7 protein-coding genes are annotated in these 16,827 nt (G+C 41.2%); 1 reads left to right on the forward strand and 6 read right to left on the reverse strand.

Features of this window, described 5'->3' with window-relative positions; genetic code table 11:
* The first annotated feature begins 41 nt into the window (after nucleotides 1-41).
* Nucleotides 42-3,755, forward strand: a complete 3,714-nt coding sequence (locus tag AC13CC_RS06300; RefSeq protein WP_482877335.1) for a metallophosphoesterase — start codon at nucleotides 42-44, stop codon at nucleotides 3,753-3,755.
* Here the strand turns inward: AC13CC_RS06300 and AC13CC_RS06305 are convergent.
* From AC13CC_RS06305 to AC13CC_RS06330, 6 genes are read right to left on the reverse strand one after another with little or no spacing between them, the layout of a single operon-like run.
* Nucleotides 3,752-4,546, reverse strand: a complete 795-nt coding sequence (locus AC13CC_RS06305; protein WP_326277524.1) for a hypothetical protein — start codon at nucleotides 4,544-4,546, stop codon at nucleotides 3,752-3,754. The genes AC13CC_RS06300 and AC13CC_RS06305 overlap by 4 nt on opposite strands.
* A gap of 55 nt (nucleotides 4,547-4,601) precedes the next feature.
* Nucleotides 4,602-5,501, reverse strand: a complete 900-nt coding sequence (locus tag AC13CC_RS06310; protein WP_482877337.1) for a GyrI-like domain-containing protein — start codon at nucleotides 5,499-5,501, stop codon at nucleotides 4,602-4,604.
* Nucleotides 5,502-5,523: 22 nt separating this feature from the next.
* Nucleotides 5,524-6,855: a vanadium-dependent haloperoxidase gene (locus AC13CC_RS06315; protein ID WP_482877338.1), complete on the reverse strand. Its 1,332-nt coding sequence runs from the start codon at nucleotides 6,853-6,855 to the stop codon at nucleotides 5,524-5,526.
* Nucleotides 6,856-6,865: 10 nt separating this feature from the next.
* Entirely contained in the window at nucleotides 6,866-10,105 is a 3,240-nt protein-coding gene (locus AC13CC_RS06320) for an FG-GAP-like repeat-containing protein (RefSeq protein WP_482877340.1), read from the reverse strand.
* Nucleotides 10,098-13,445: a VCBS repeat-containing protein gene (locus AC13CC_RS06325; RefSeq protein ID WP_482877342.1), complete on the reverse strand. Its 3,348-nt coding sequence runs from the start codon at nucleotides 13,443-13,445 to the stop codon at nucleotides 10,098-10,100. Before AC13CC_RS06325 ends, AC13CC_RS06320 begins: the two co-directional genes overlap by 8 nt.
* Nucleotides 13,442-16,747 carry a VCBS repeat-containing protein gene (locus AC13CC_RS06330; RefSeq protein ID WP_482877343.1) on the reverse strand — a complete coding sequence of 1,102 codons (3,306 nt, stop codon included), beginning with the start codon at nucleotides 16,745-16,747 and terminating at the stop codon, nucleotides 13,442-13,444. Before AC13CC_RS06330 ends, AC13CC_RS06325 begins: the two co-directional genes overlap by 4 nt.
* Nucleotides 16,748-16,827: the final 80 nt, after the last annotated feature.

Raw genomic sequence — 16,827 nt, forward strand, 5'->3', positions numbered from 1 at the left:
AATTATCCAAATTACAAAATTTTGGAATCAACCTCGTGGATATGAAGAAACATTACTTGCTGGTTTTTTTGATTGTTTTGGCGTCCGGTTGTGCGACCTACGAAACAAAATATGCAGCGCCTTTTTATGCGAATGCCGCCCTAGTTGAAAAAGAGGTTGAACATACCTTTTATTTGATTGGAGATGCGGGTAAATCCCCAATGGGTGAATTGAACCCTACCTTAAAAAAGTTTAAAAAAGTTCTTGATGCTGCCGATAGAAACAGTACGGCCATTTTTTTGGGAGATAACATATATCCTGCCGGATTTGTGGACAAGGACGATGACCCTGTAGGCCATGAACGCTCCAAACACTATTTGGATGCACAGTTGGCCACTTTGGAATCCTTTAAAGGGAATACCATTTTTATTCCTGGGAACCACGACTGGTACAGCGATGGGTTGGATGGGCTCAAACGGGAAGAAAAATATGTTGAAGATGTATTGGACAACAACGACGCTTTTCAACCGGAGAATGGATGCCCCATTGAAAAAATAGAAATCAATGATAAAGTTATGGTCATTGCCATTGATACGGAATGGTACCTTGTCGATTGGGACAAGCATCCGAGCATCAACGATGAATGTGAAATAAAGGACAGGGGGCGTTTTTTTGAAGAACTGGAAAGCCTGATCAAAAAGAACAGGGATAAAACAGTGGTCATAGCAATGCATCACCCTATGTTTTCCTATGGTTCGCATGGTGGTCAATTTTCATTCGAGCAAGGCATGTATCCCAGCGGGGGCAAAGTACCCATGCCCATTTTGGGAACCGCAATCAACCTTCTGAGAAAAACTTCGGGCGCCACAATAGAAGATCTTTCCAATAAAAAGTACAATGAGTTAAAGAATAGGATCGTAACTCTTTCACAATATTCGGACAAGATTATCTTTGCTTCTGGGCACGAGCACACACTACAGTATATTGAGGAGTACGGAAAACCACAAATTGTAAGTGGTTCTGGTGCAAAAACCGGGTCAACCCGATTATTGAACGGAAGCAAGTTTTCAACAGGAAAAAATGGATACGCCATTTTGAAGGTGTACAAAGACGGTTCGTCTCAGGTGGGGTTTTATGGGGCAGATACCAATTCAACTACCTTATTGTATCAAACCGAAGTACTTCCAGCAGATAGGTCTACAAAACCAGTGGAATTGCCCAGTGATTTTCCAGCGTACAAAATGGCATCCGTTTATGCTCCCGAAGAGATTAAAAAAAGTGGTTTTCATAAATGGTTGTGGGGAGAGCGGTACAGAAAATACTACGCCACCAAGGTAAAGGCGCCTACCGTACGTTTGGATACCCTTTTTGGAGGTTTGACCGTTGTAAGAAAGGGAGGGGGCAATCAATCCAATTCTTTGAGATTAGCTGATAAGGAGGGTAGGGAATATGTGATGCGGGGATTGCGGAAAAGTGCCGAAAGGTACCTTCAGGCCATTGCCTTCCAAGATCAGTACATTATTGGCCAGTTTTCGGGTACCTATACGGAAAAATTATTGCTGGACCTATATACGGGGGCGCATCCGTACGCTCCTTTTACCATAGGTAAACTTTCTGATGCGCTGGGCATGTACCATACCAATCCTAAGCTGTATTATGTGCCCAAGCAATCCGTTTTGGGAGACTTTAACAAGGAGTTTGGGGATATGCTTTATATGATCGAGGAGCATGTTTCGGATGGCCATGACAATTTGGAAAGCTTTGGCTACACAAAAAAAATTGAAAGTACGTATGACCTCATGGATAAGTTGAGGGAGGATGAGGAGTATAGCATCGACCAGAAAGAATACGTAAAGGCCCGCTTGTTCGATATTCTCGTTGGGGATTGGGATAGGCATGTGGATCAATGGAGATGGGCCGAATTTGAAACTGAAGAGGGCAATAAAGTATATAAACCAATTCCAAGAGATAGAGATCAGGTATTTTCTCGTTGGGGAGACGGCCTTATCATGAATTTTGGCTCCAGAGCTGTGCCTGCACTACGTATTTTCGAAGGGTTTCACAAAAAAATAAGAAGCGTAAAAGGATTTACATCATCACCTAGAACATTCGCTTTGGATATGGCACTATTGTCTGAAACGGATCTGGATGTGTGGATAGATCAAGCCAAGTTTATTCAACAAAACTTGGACGCCGACATTATTGACGATGCGTTTTTGGCCTTTCCCGAAGAGGTTAGGGACGAAACCTTGACCGAGATCAAGAATATTCTTCTGGCCAGAAAAAACACACTTGTCCAAACGGCAATGGACTATTATGCCGTATTAAACAAATATAGCGTGGTTAGGGGAACGGATAAAGATGATTATTTCAACATAGTTTCCTTGCCCAATGGTGATGTTGAGGTGAAAGCTTACCGAATAAAAGGAGGCGAATACACGGATTTGTTCTTTAATAAAGTGTATAGTCCCAATTACACAAAAGAAATTTGGATCTATGGTTTGGATGATGATGATGTGTTCGATGCCGATACGGAAACATCAAAAATAAAGGTGCGTATAGCTGGGGGGCAAAACAATGATGTGTACAAAATCTCGGAAAACCCCAAAAAATTGTTCGTTTACGACTTTAAGAGCAAGAAAAATACTTTTGATGGTGCCTATGGAGGGAACATAAACCTAATTGATGATTACGATACCAATACCTACGAATTTTTAAATGTAAAAGGCAGCAATAACCAACTATTGCCCACTATTGGTTACAATCCCGATGATGGTGTCAGAATAGGATTGACCGATACCTATACCTTTAATGGATTCAGGAAAAACCCCTTTACAGAACAACATACATTCAACGCAGCCTATTATTTTGCTACCGATGGATTTGATTTAGGGTACAGGGGTGAGTTTGCCCATATATTTAATAAGGTCAACCTTGAGGTCCATGCTCGGTTTACCAGTCCCAACTTTACCCGTAATTTTTTCGGATTTGGGAATGAAACGGTAAACAATGACGATGATGAACCCTTGGGGCTGGACTACAATAGGGTACGGGTTCGGACCTTGAAGTTTGCGCCTTCCCTGGTTTGGCGCGGATTTTTAGGGTCTAAAGTTAGGTTGGGCCTAGCTTATGAAAATATTGAGATTGAAGAGACGGAGAATAGGTTCGTCAATGAATTTTATATTGAAAATGGGGAAGAAAACCATTTGAGTTTCTTTGGGGTCGATGCAGTGTATAGTTACTCCAATACTGATAACGAGGCGTTTCCCACTTTGGGAATGGGATTTTCGCTGGAAGGTGGTTTTAAAACTAATCTGGATGATTCATCAAGATCGTTTGGGTATATAATCCCTTCATTTTCTATGGACCACAGGTTAACTGCTGATGGGCGTTTGGTTTTGGCGACTAAGTTCAAAGGGCATTTTACCATTGGGGATGGCTACGAGTTTTACCAAGCTGCCAGTATAGGGGGCAATAATGGTCTACGTGGATTTCGCTTTCAACGATTTACGGGTAAAACGGCATATTTTCAAAACACGGACCTTCGATACAGTTTTAGAAGCGTGAAAACTGGGCTGTTACCTGTAAATCCTGGGGTTTATGGAGGTTTTGATTACGGCCGTGTGTGGTTTCCCGGGGAGGAATCAGACAAATGGCACAATTCTTACGGAGGAGGATTTTTCTTGAACGGTGCCGATGTAGTATCTGCGAATCTTGGACTTTTCAACAGTACAGATGGCCTGCGCTTTGCCTTTGGTCTTGGATTTGGGTTTTAATCGAGCTTTAATTCATAAAGACTTCTACCTCCGTGGTTGTTCTCTTCATCGGCGATAAGAAGTGTTTTGTTATCCACAAAGCAAACCGATTCAACCTGAGTGGGGGTGTTTAAATCAATGATTTTGATAGATGACTTGCTGAAATCGGGAGCACTAAAATCGGTGAGCAAAAACACGAAGCCATAGCTCAACAGAGCAATGGTGTTTCCGTTAGGGGAAATATCGGCGCTGGTCACCGAGCAATGGTCTTGGTCTGCACATAAAAAGAGGGTTCCCAAAAATTCAGCTTCGTATTCACCTTTTCTATCCGGAACCCTATAAACCAAGGTTTCTCCACTATACGGCCTCGTACGGTTTTTAGTAAAAATGTAGAGGTAATCATTAAGATGAAAAAAGCCCTCGGTATCAAAATATAAACTGTCTCTTTTAGGTGGAAAATCTTTCTGCAGTGGATATTTGAACCCAATCTTGTCGGCATTGGGCTCCTTTTTGCCCATTTCATCCTTGGGAATCTTGTAAATGAGCAAATCCTTACGTTCATTATCATTGTTGCCAAAATCACCAATGTAAAGGTTGCCATTAACATCTTTTGCCAAATCTTCCCAATCCCTGTTTTTGGCGTGGTCTATCTTTAAGGATTCTTTGATGTCACCATCCCTGCCAACCTTATATATTTTGTCTTTGTTCCCGCTATCTTCAATGACCCAAATATTCCCATCAGCAGCAATTTCCACCCCAGAGACTTCTTTGAGCTCGGAGGGGAATTTGGATAAGGGATCCAATTCACTCAAATAAGTCTTTTGGTCACAAGTTTGGACCACCATCAGAAAAAAACCAAAGACAAGTTTATTCATCGGATTCTTTTATGGGCATATATACCTCTGTAGTCCATTGTAACTCATTACCACCCATGTTAGGGTTATTATGGAAAACCTCTATAGGTTTTTTCTCTACAGGGATATTATTTTCATTGGCATGATCCAATAGTGCGTACCATGCGCGGTCGGAAGTGATATAGTTTCCATGGTAAACCGCTTTAATGGCATTTTTACTAAAGATGCGCTTGTATTCAATATCAGGGTGGTTTGGAAGTTTTTCCGAACGGATGATGGGATTGCAAAAATTATAGGAAAGACTATTGTTTTCCAAATCCCAGTCCAACACCTCTACAAATGGAGGGCCATTTAGTTGAACTTCATTTTGGGCAAGGATGCCATCTAAGAAGCTATAGTTGGCCATCATGCCTTTGGCCTTGTTTTCGGGCGTGGTCTTTAGCTTGACGCAAGCACAAAATGAGGAAAATATCTCAGCTTCCCCTTCTATGGAATAGTTGAATCCTTCAAGATGTTCGTTCAGAAAACTGTTGAAGTCCAAAAGCAATTTTCTGGAGCCTTTTTCAAAATCCGTATCGGAAAATGGTATATCAAGCCTGTTGCCAATGGAATTATAGGTATCCTTGATATTTACCTGAACTTCACTCAGCGAATCGTGTACCCGGTCTATCTTCCATTCGTACTCATGAAGAGAATCGTTCACTACAATGGTCTGCTTAAAATGGCTTGGGCTTATGTACTCCACCGGGACCACGGAATCAAAACCATGGTTCCAAGCCTTTACGGTTTCGAATAGGGTTCCCGGAATGGCTTTTGCCTCAAAATTGACCTGATAATCCTGGGGCTTTAAAAATAGATACCACAAAACTGCTCCCACCACAAGGGCTAGGATTATTGAAATAATCTTCTTCATAACTAAGGAGCAAAAATACGGATTAGCCTTTTGTCATATCCAATTTGTCCACTATAAATTTCCCAAGATCCCTTCCTTGCTTAATCCCTACCTCAATGGCCGCTCGGTAATGGATACCGCCATACATTCGGCTCAATGCTGCCTCATCGGATGCTTGGTTAAAAGAGGTGAAGGAACGTACGGGCAAACCGTAGGCTACTTCGGTGTCGTCGTCAAAGGCAAAGTTATCACCGAAGATATCGGTTAGGGCAATGGCCGCTGCCCCCGATACTACACTGTGCCCACTTGTATATTCTGGGAACGGAGGTGTTTGTAGCACAGGTTCCCAACTGTCATCAATATATTCGTTGATTACCGTTTCCGGGCGTATAAGATTACTTCTGTATTTTTCATCCCAACAGCTTATAAAGGCGTCTGCAATGGCAATGGAGGTTTTGGTGTAAGCGTAAACCGTTTTGGCAAAATCGGCATTTGTTTTTCTCGAAGCTATTTTGGCAATGCCTATCCAGTGAGCTCCCGGGGTAATTTTCTTTGTGGCGAACATTAAATGTCCGCGGGTTACGGAAACATAAGGATTACAATCCCAAAACTGGGCAATGGCTATTTCTTCCGATTTATCTCCTTTGCCTACCATGCTTTTTCTCACTTCGTAGACCTCCATCACCTCTTTGTAAAAATCAGAGTCTTCTTCCATGGAGAATTCCGGTGGCGGTATGGGTTTGAACTGCTGCGCCGAGTCGATTGCGAATGGGCGGATTTTATCCCAATGCGGTTCAATACCGTTCATGTAGGCCGGGGGAGTGGGTTGCCAGCGCGATGGATCATCAGAGTCCACGGAAAACTTAGGCATGGTGCGTGTTTCCTTGTAGTTGTCCTTGTTCATCCAGTCCCCGACAAAGTCAGCAACTTCCAATCCGTATTCCTTGCTGGCATTAAAAACCGTTTCGTTTTTATCCATCCAAATGGTATAGAGACTGTCCCTAAAGCTTTCCATTCTTTCTTCGGAAAAAATCAGTCTTTTGCTAATATCCATGTGAGCGATCAAGGCTGCCATTTCGTAATTGATGTTCTCACTGTTTTTTGGCTCTGGAATACTTTTCAAATCGGTAACCTGACCCGCCAAGGACTTGTATTTTTCGTTTTTCTTGGCTATAATTTCGTATGCCGCAATATTGGAGTACGCAAATATTCTACTGGCCACAGGAGGTGAGAATATATCATGGATCATTATTTCGATCACTTTGTCCACGGATGCATGGAGTTCTTCCGGGGAGACTTCAACGGGCTCCTGTTTTTTTTGACATGATGCCAAAACCAACACTAGTGCTGCGATTAAACTTATTCTTTTTTTCATGGCCTTGCGATTAATCATTGATTTTATAGACTTGTGCTTTATCGTTATTGAATACAGCTAACAAATATTTTTGTTTGTTAAGTGTTATTGTTTTTAAATGTCGAATTGATTTTTTGGTAAAATCCAATCCCAATAGGTTGCCCAAAACAATGTTGCTTTCACTTTGGATGAGTGCCCCTGGAAACGAATCCAATCTACCGTGATAGGGTTTTACTCCAAAGTAATTGCCGCCAACGAGCACCTCGGTATTGCCGTCACCATCAAAATCATGTATTAAAAATGACATGATTGGAGCTACTTGAAGCTCATTTTTAAAGGGGACAAAAACAAAGTTGCCGTCATCATTTCGCAAATATCCCGATTTTAATGTATTGACCTCCAATAAGGTTGATGAATTCAATACATCCCCTCCGAATATTTCTTCCATGGTGTCACCGGCAAAAGATTTGTATGTAGTGTATTTCTTTTTCAAATACACCATTTGTGATGCCAAGCCATCCAATGTCTCCAAAGGATAATAGTTGCCATTTTTCTCCATGGCCGTTACCGTTTCGGTTTGACCGTTATCATCAAAATCGTTGAAATATAATTTCATCGGATGTTCTTCTGAAGCCTTGAACTTGGAGTTGGTGCCCCAGTTGCCAAGCAGATAATCCATATCTCCGTCATCATCTATATCAAAAGCCTCGATGGCTTGCCATAGTCCAGAAATGTTAACCTGCTCTACTTGGGTAAAAGAACCGTTTTGTTGCTTTAAAAACTTGGGGGACATCCATTCTCCCACCAAAATAAGGTCGGTGCTGCCATCCCCATCAAAATCGCTCCAAATGGCATCGGTTACCATTCCTTTGGAAAACCCATCAAAATTTGTGTTGACTTTAAATTTTCCATTCTCATTTTCGAGTAGATAAGAATTAGCTGGCGCTCCAAACTTGGCGGTAATTGTGTGTCCGCCAATAAAAACATCCAAATCACCATCATTGTCAAAATCAAAAGGTTTTACAACGGATGAATTTTGATAGAATTCTGGCAGTTTTGTATGTTCAAAAACAGTATCCTTTTGAACATAATGGGCATCCAATAATGGTTCGGATTTTCCATAAAAATCACCGCCCCCCGAAGTTGTGATCAAATCATTTTTTCCATCACCGTTAAAGTCAGCAATGGTGGCCGAAACATTTTCTTGAATGGAATCCTTTTGGAGACTGTCGAACTCTTGCTTTATAAAGATTGAATCTTGTTTCACAAAAATTTGCGAAGGCTCGTATTTGGAACCTCCAAAGAAAATGTCGCCCATTCCATCCCCATTTAAGTCACCTATGGCCAATGCTGGACCCCTATCGGATATTTGGTAGGGTATCAGTTTTTCACGGTTAAAGTCGGTGTAGTTGTCCTCCGTATGCGTAAAATCCAAACCTAGGTTGCCGTCGACTGGACTGAATAACTGTTTTTTAGTTTCTCGAAGGGAATAGTAATCAAAAGGTCTAGTGTTTTTTGGTGCTACCGTAAGCGTTTGGTTTACGGCTACATTTTTTAATACCTGATTGGTCTTGTTGGGCCAAATGATTTTAATCGAATCTATTTCTGATACATTCTTATAACCAAAATGTATCATTGGTTCAGAAGATGCTTGAAAACCTCGGGTAGGGAACAATTCTTTGAATTGTAGGTTACCATTTTGATAGGAATAAACCTTGGTTCCAATCCCGAAAATATTTTTTTCGGTGTAATTGAACTTTAGTTTCAGGTAATTGCCTTTGTCGTTTGTTTTATTGATATAAAAGGTGGCAGGCTGATTGATATTGTTCGTTACCAAATCCAAATCCCCATCATTATCCAAATCGCCTATGGCCGTTGCCCCAGAAACAAGTGTGTCTTTGGTAATCCATTTATTGGACATGTCCTCAAAATGAAGGTCTTTACCTCCTTTAAAGACATAATTATGGACATTGCCCGAGGGCATTAAATCCAAAGCCTGTTGATCCACAAGTTTGGTGTTGTCCATTTTTTGCTGGATTTGGTCGTTGGAAACAAATTTGATGAAATCCAAATCGTTGGGCCTTTTCGGAATCCCATTGGAAATAAACACATCTTGTTGTCCATCAAGGTCGTAGTCGCCAAAAAGGGCACTCCAACTCCAATCAGTTGCTGCAATACCGCTCATTAAGGCCGTTTCCATAAAGTTTCCATCGGGCTGGTTTACGAACAACATATTACGTGTAAACTGATAATGATACCCAAAACGATCGATCCGCATTTTTTGGGTCTGGATATTATCATCTCCTTCAGAAGATTTTAGGGCAACTTCATCTTCAGGAAGCATATCCAAGGACAGCAAATCAGGTCGCCCATCATTGTTGATGTCGGCCACATCGTTGCCCATGGAAAAGCGGGAGGTGTGCCCAAAATATTTTTTCAAGCTTTCGGTAAAGGTGCCATCACCATTGTTGAGGTAATAATAATCGTCTTCATGAAAATCGTTGCCCACATAAATATCCGGGTATCCATCTTGATTGAAATCAGCAATGGCCAAACCAAGACCATAACCGTTGATACCCCCGTAAATGCCTGCCTCTTCACTAACATCCTTAAACTTGCCATTATCGTTGCGAAGCAATTTGTCCCCTGTTTCATAACGGCGCTCGTACCTCAGGTCAAAACGTCCAAAGGAATTTTGGGTATGTACGGCATGGTTGAGCAAGTACAGGTCAAGGTCGCCATCCAGATCATAATCAAAAAAAGCGGCATTGGAACTGTACGAATCAAAGTCAAGCCCATATTTTGCAGCACTTTCGGTAAACGTATTGTCCCCGTTATTAATGTAAAGTTCGTTGAAACCGTTAAACCCGTTGATACCCACCACCGCACAAACGTAAATGTCCAAGAGGCCATCACCATTTACATCGGCCATGGTAACGCCCGTGTTCCAATCGCTGTTTCCTTCGATTCCGGCTGCACTTGAAATATCTTCAAATTTCAGATTGCCTTTGTTGAGGTACAATTTGTTCTTGACTTGATTTCCTGTGAAGAAAATATCTGGCATACCATCGTTGTTGATGTCGCCTACGGACACCCCCCCTCCGTTGTAAAAATAGAGATAATCCAAAATGCTCAAGTCTTTGGAAGAGGTAAGCGTATTGGTAAAATCCACTCCCGTTTTTTGAGGCTCAGGATTTTCAAACAGACTTCCTCCCTTTTTGCATGAAGCAACAAGGATTATTACAAGTAATATGATTAGAAATCTATTCATTTAAGGCGAAAATCTTTGGTTTGTTGTTGTTGATGGCCGCAATTACGTAAGTTTTACCATTTTTATCCTTGAACTGCTTTAAATATTTCACTTCGTCCCTGACCTTGAACCCACTGGTCTCATAATCTTGCCAGGTAAACCCTAGCTTGCCATCGCCCAAAAGGAGGTTTCCGTGGCTGGCATCCAATCGGGAAAACTGGGGTTTGAACTCATAATTGTTGCCCGCCATGATCAAATCCAAGTTACCGTCCTTGTTCACATCGGTACAAGTGATGTCACAGACGCAGGAAAGTTGCACTCTTGGCGGTAAATTTTTGATGGTAAACTTGCCGCCCCCCTCATTAATTGCTATTACAGAAGCTGAGGTTTCTGCTTTTTTTACAATGGATTTATCCATTACCTCTTTTGGGAAAAGTTGCTGGATGGTCCTGTGGGCATAGTCCGATGCCTTAAGGTTTTGCTTTTTAAGTGATGGCAATTGTTCTGTAAGCTCCCTTTTTTGATGAATGGGATAATCACCACCATTTTCTTGTATGGTCATGATTTGCTCAATGGTACCGTTGTTGTCGTAATCGTTGATGTACAATTTCATCGGGGCATATTCCGTTGGTTTGTAGTGGAGATTCAGCCCTTGGTTGCCCAGAATCAAATCTTGGTCGCCATCACCATCCAAATCAGCGGTTTCCACGGTGTTCCACCATCCATGAAGACTATCCAAGGAACTGGACATTTTAGATAACCTTCTGCCTGTGTTCTTATAAATTTTGGGGGTATCCCATTCCGCGGTTACGATCAAGTCCTTTTTACCGTCTCCGTCCATATCTTCCCACTTTGAGTCGGTTACCATTCCAGCGTCTTTGAGGTCGTAGCCCAACCTTTCGGTCACATTGTTAAAGGTACCGTATCCTGCATTTTCCAACAATAGATGGTCAGGAGATATGCCATAAACGCCCACTACACTTCGAGAACCTATAAAAAGATCCATATCGCCATCATTGTCGTAATCTTGAGGAGCTATTGTGGATATGTTTTTGAATGTTGAAGGTAGTTCGTTTTCTGATTTTGAAAAGTTTGCGTTCCCATCATTCAAGTACAAGCGTGCCCTATAATTTCTTTCCAGACCAACGTTGTTTCCGCCAGAGCCTACAACCAAATCGAGGTCTCCATCACCATCGGCATCAAAAAATGCTGCGGCAACATCTTCAAATGCTTTGTCTTCATCAAAAACTGTTGTTTTTTTTGGGGTTACTTTGCCATTCCCTGTATGTAGGTAGAGGGTTCCGGATTGCCCTTTTGCCCCTCCAATGAAGAGATCCTCGTTTCCATCGCCATTTATATCACCAACGGTCAACGATGGGCCTTCTTGTGAAAGCTTATGGGAAATCAGTCCTTCGTAGTCAAAATCGTTGTAATTATCTTCTTTGTGCTCTGCAACTAGATTGTTGTCCAGTTCTGACAAAAAAGATTTTTTTATTGTTTTTTTGGGAATTGTATAAGTTTCTGTGGCATTGGCATGGTCTAATGTCAATACTTGATTGACCTCTACATTTTCCAGTTTTTGGGTTTGTTCATCGGGCCAAACAATGCGAATGGAATCCAGTTTTTCAGATTTGCCCAAACCAAATGTCATATCGTACTGAACGGATGATTGAAAACCTCTTGAAGGAATCAGTTCTTGGTTTACAATGTTGCCATCAAAATAGAGTTTGGCCAATGTGCCCACGGCAAATGGGTTGTTTTCCGGACCTTTGAACTTTAATTGGATGTAATTGTTGTCCAATTGTGATTCTGTGTTGTTTTTATAGATAAAGGCCGGTGTGTTTACATTATTGATCACCAAATCCAAATCTCCGTCGTTGTCCAAATCGGCATAAGCGGCACCATTGGAGCGGGAGGGCAGCTCAAAGCCCCATTCCTTATTGGCATTTTTAAAGGTAATATCGCCGTTGTTCTTGTAAGCATAGTTTGGTTGGGGTTTTATCGGCATTTTGTTGATGATGGAATCTATGGATTGCTTTTTGCCGGTCAGGGCCATTTTTTGAACAATCTCGTTGGCAAAAAAGTCTACAAAGTCCAAATCGGTAAGGTCGTGGTTGATACCGTTGGTAATAAATATGTCCTTGAGGCCATCATTGTCCATATCGAACATGAGTCCGGCCCAGCTCCAGTCGGTAGCATCTACGCCACTGTAATAGGCCACTTCGGAGAATGTACCGTTTCCGTTATTGAGTTGTAAGGTGTTTTGGATGTATTGTTGACCAAAATCTTTACTTTGTTTTAAATCAAAAACATTGTATCCTTCAAACTCCATCACGGATTTTACCCTGGATTCTTCTTCGGGCAACATATCGGTGATGAAAATATCGTTATGCCCATCGTTATTAATGTCCGCAATATCGATTCCCATGGCGGAAAGGCTCAGATGGGAGGTCCAATCTTTGATTTCTTCGGAAAATGTACCGTCTTTTTGATTGATGTAGAGATAATCTCTCTCATAAAAATCGTTGGAAACATAAATATCTGGATAGAGGTCGCCGTTAAAGTCCGTGACCAGTACACCAAGTCCAAAACCAATCAAACTGCCGTAGATTCCTGCTTTTTCACTTACATCCACGAATTTACCGTTGTCGTTGCGCAAAAGCATATCGCCAACACCCTTGAAAATGTCGGGGACGCCTTCCCAATCCTGTGCCCTCACTTCGCGCTGCTCCGCATACCCAAGGCTGCTTACGGGAATATTGCTGTTGTTTAGAATGTATGCATCGAGGTCACCGTCTTTGTCGTAATCAAAAAAGGAAGCGTGTGTTGAAAATCCCGTTTTGGCCAAATTGTACTCTTTGGCTTTTTCTGTAAAGGTTAGGTCGCCGTTGTTGATGTATAGGTCGTTATCGTGGTTGTTTCCCTCCATGTTTCCGGCATTGGAGACATAGATGTCCAACAGGCCGTCGTGGTTGATATCCACCATGACCACCCCTGTTGACCAAGGTTTGTTCCCCAGAACACCTGCACTTTTGGAGATGTCCTCGAACTTCATGTTTCCTTTGTTCAAATAAAGTCTGTTGGGCTCCATGTTCCCGGTCAGGTAAATATCCTGGAGACCATCATTGTTGATATCGCCAATGGCCACACCGCCACCATTGTAAAAGTTACGGTATTTAAAAATGTTGAAATTTTTCTTGTTCTCTACATTGTTGATAAAATCCACACCTGTTTGCTCTGGTTTCAACAGAGTAAAAAGGGTTTTTGTTGTTTCCTCTTCTTTTGATTGGGCAGTTTCTTGGTTGTTACATGCTGCCAGAGCTATCAAAATAAGGTTTACGGCTATATATTTCAGTTTCATTTATCGTTCTGTTTTTTGACCAAAAAAGTGGGGGCATCATTGTTCATTGTAATAATGAAGGCTTCTTTCCCATCGATAACTATTTTTTCAATTTTTCTGGCTGCACCGGAAATTCCCAGGTTTTGCTTCCAACTCACATTTCCCTGATCGTCATTTTTCAATAAAAATCCGTGTGAAGCATCCAATCTACCAAGTTGGGTGCTTATCTCAAAATTATTGCCGACCATTAATATTTCATTAATCTTTTCTTTATTGTTTTTTGCCAAGTAAATATCGTTCACGGTTGAAGATTGCACTAAATGCGGCAATTGCTTTTCTGTAAAATTATTACTGCCATCATTTTTAAAATAGGAAGTATTGAGCGTATATACTTTTCTTTTGATGGCTTCTTCCAGTTTATTTTTTCCAAAAAGCTCTTCCAAAGAGGCTTTTGCAAAATCTTTATAGAAGAGGAATTTTTTGTTTAAAAAGGGCATTTGTTTGGCCAGCTCATCTTTGGAGGCGAAAGCGGTTTCGCGATCCCCGTGAAAATGGGTGACTACAGTCTCAATGGAGCCGTTATTGTCAAAATCGTTAATGTAGAGCGTTAGGGGTTTTTCCAGAGATGCACTGAATTTTGTGTTGAGCCCCCAATTGCCGGCAAGGATATCCAAATCTCCATCATTGTCCAAATCGGCCAATTCAATGGTGTTCCACCAGCCGTTGGTGTTGCTAAGTCCGTTGTTTTTTTGTGAAGAAAGTTGTTTTCCGTTGTTCAGGAAGATTGTCACTGGTGTCCAATGCCCGGCTACAATAAGGTCTAGGAATCCGTTGCCATCAATATCTTTCCAAACAAAGTCTTTTATGTTTCCAACATCTTGAAGTTCCGGTGCAAAGGAGTTGGTCACTTCTTTAAAGCTTCCTGTACCATCATTCTCTAAAAGATATTGCTTGGCTTTTGCCCCAAATTGTGTCGGTACTGCGTTGGAAGCAATACATAAATCCAAATCCCCATCATTGTCAAAATCAACGGCATCTATTTTGGATGCGTTGACTTCAATCTGTGTTAAGGTATTCTCTTTTAAAAGCCGACCACCATTGTTACGATACAGCCTGGGTTGTAGCGGTTTGCCAGTGGTAAATTCGTTGCCTCCACTGACCACTACCAAATCAAGGTCGCCGTCCTTATCAATATCCGCAAATACATGGCTGGTATCTTCATTGATGGCATCTTCTTCAAAAATGTCATTTTGATGTTCTTTGAAATTGCCTTCAGCATCTTGTAAATAAAGTTTTGAAGCCTGTTTTTTGCCCCCACTGATAAAGATATCATCCAATCCATCGTTGTTGATATCCCCAACGGAAATTGATGGGCCCTCGTTGGAATAGGCAAAGGGAATGAGAGGATTACGGTCAAAATCGAGTGTTGTATATTCTTTATGGACAAAGTTCAAATTACCTGATGAGGTATAAAAGTTGGGTGTTGACTCTCTGTCTTTTTCTGCAAAATAGTTTCCAGATGCATCTGAATAAGACAGTTGTAACACTTGGTTGGCCTTTACGTTTTTAATGGTTTGATACTTTCCTTGAGGCCAAATAACTTGAATGGAATCAATTATGGAATCTTTGCCAACACCAAAGTTTAGACTATTGTCCTTGGCCGACATAAATCCACGGGTAGGGATGTTTTCTTGAACCGATTTTCCGGTTTTACCGAATACAATTGCTTTTGCACCAAGGCCGAATTTATTTTTAGGGCTCCCATCAAATTGGATTTTAAGATAATTGTTGCCCTTTAGGGTATTTTCCATGATAAAGGCATCTTGGTTCACATTGTTTACCACCAAATCCAAATCGCCATCATTGTCCAAATCGGCATATACACAGCCGTTGCTGTAAGAATCTATTTGTGGCCCCCAAGTAGTTGTAACATTTTTGAACTGCGTTCCTCCTTTATTTTTGTAGAAATAGTTCTGTACTTTTTTCTTGGGCAAACGGTCAATAAGTTCCATATCCTTGTCGGACAAGCCTTGTTCTATGTTTTTTTGAATTTCCTCATTGGATATATAGTTGATGTAATCCATATCGTTGGTGACGCCTTGAATTCCGTTGGAAATAAAAAGGTCTTTGAAACCGTCGTTGTCATAATCGGCAAAAAGTGCTCCCCAAGACCATTCCGTAGCATCAATGCCACTTAGGTTGGCAATTTCCCCAAAGTTTTCGCCATCCAAATTTAAATGCAGTGCGTTTGACATGTATTGAGGTGCAAAACCATTATTTAGATATTGTTGATACACAGGGTAGGGGTGTTCCAGCCCAGATGTTTTATAGGCTTCCAAATCTTCTGGAAGCATGTCCAATGATAAAATATCGGAAAGGCCATCGTTGTTAATGTCCGCTATATCGTTACCCATGGAAAAGTGGGTGGTGTGACCGAGCTTTGTATCATCTTCAGAAATGGTTTCTTTAAATGTGCCATCTTTTTGGTTGATGTAGAGGTAATCGTTTTCAAAAAAGTCGTTGCCTATGTAAATATCTGGGTATCCATCGTTGTTGACATCGCTTATGGCAAGTCCCAATCCATAGCCAATGGTGCCTTGGAATATTCCGGCTTCTTTGGAGGCATCAATGTATTGGCCATTTTCATTTTTAAACAGTATATCGCCAGACATGGAATCCACTATTTTTCGTTTGGAGCCTTTCCCATAAGAGCGGTTTGGATTTACGGAATGGTTCATTAAGTACATATCCAGATCTCCATCCAGGTCATAATCAAAAAAGGCTGCTTGGGTGGAATATCCTATAAAGTCCAATCCATATTTAGCCGCTTCCTCCTTAAATGTTGGGATAGCTTGTTCGTTATTTCCTTGATTGATGAAGAGTAGATTTTGACCTCGGATGGATTCATGATCTCCGACTTTGCATACGTATATGTCGAGAAGACCATCGTTGTTGACATCGGCCTGGGTGACTCCGGTGGTCCAACCTGTTTTGTTGATTATTTGCGATGGAGCGGTAACATCTACGAATTTGAAATCACCTTGGTTTAAGTATAATCTGTCCGATTCTTGGTTAGAGGTAAAGTAGAGGTCCACAAGGCCATCTCCATTGAAGTCCCCTGCTGCAACACCTGCTCCGTTATAAAAATAAAGGTAGTTTAGGATATTGAGGTCTGGGGTTTGTTTGAGTTGATTTTTGAATTTTATCCCGGTATCCTTGGAGTTTTTTAGAACAAATAGTTTGTTCTGCTTGTTTGTATTGCAACTTACCAAGGTTAACAGTAATAAAAAAATAATACGGAACTGTCCTCTCATTTCTTTCATCGATAGCTGGGATAATATAACTATTTACTCAGTATATTATCAGGTGCAAATGATTAATATTAACCTAAGAAAAGACTAAT

Source organism: Flagellimonas sp. L-11, assembly GCF_056857735.1.

Bases quoted from the DNA above. Each gene is read 5' to 3' on its own strand.
- AC13CC_RS06320 (WP_482877340.1), bottom strand. From the start codon at position 10,105: ATGAATAGATTTCTAATCATATTACTTGTAATAATCCTTGTTGCTTCA.
- AC13CC_RS06325 (WP_482877342.1), bottom strand. From the start codon at position 13,445: ATGAAACTGAAATATATAGCCGTAAACCTTATTTTGATAGCTCTGGCA.
- AC13CC_RS06300 (WP_482877335.1), top strand. From the start codon at position 42: ATGAAGAAACATTACTTGCTGGTTTTTTTGATTGTTTTGGCGTCCGGT.
- AC13CC_RS06310 (WP_482877337.1), bottom strand. From the start codon at position 5,501: ATGAAGAAGATTATTTCAATAATCCTAGCCCTTGTGGTGGGAGCAGTT.
- AC13CC_RS06315 (WP_482877338.1), bottom strand. From the start codon at position 6,855: ATGAAAAAAAGAATAAGTTTAATCGCAGCACTAGTGTTGGTTTTGGCA.
- AC13CC_RS06330 (WP_482877343.1), bottom strand. From the start codon at position 16,747: ATGAAAGAAATGAGAGGACAGTTCCGTATTATTTTTTTATTACTGTTA.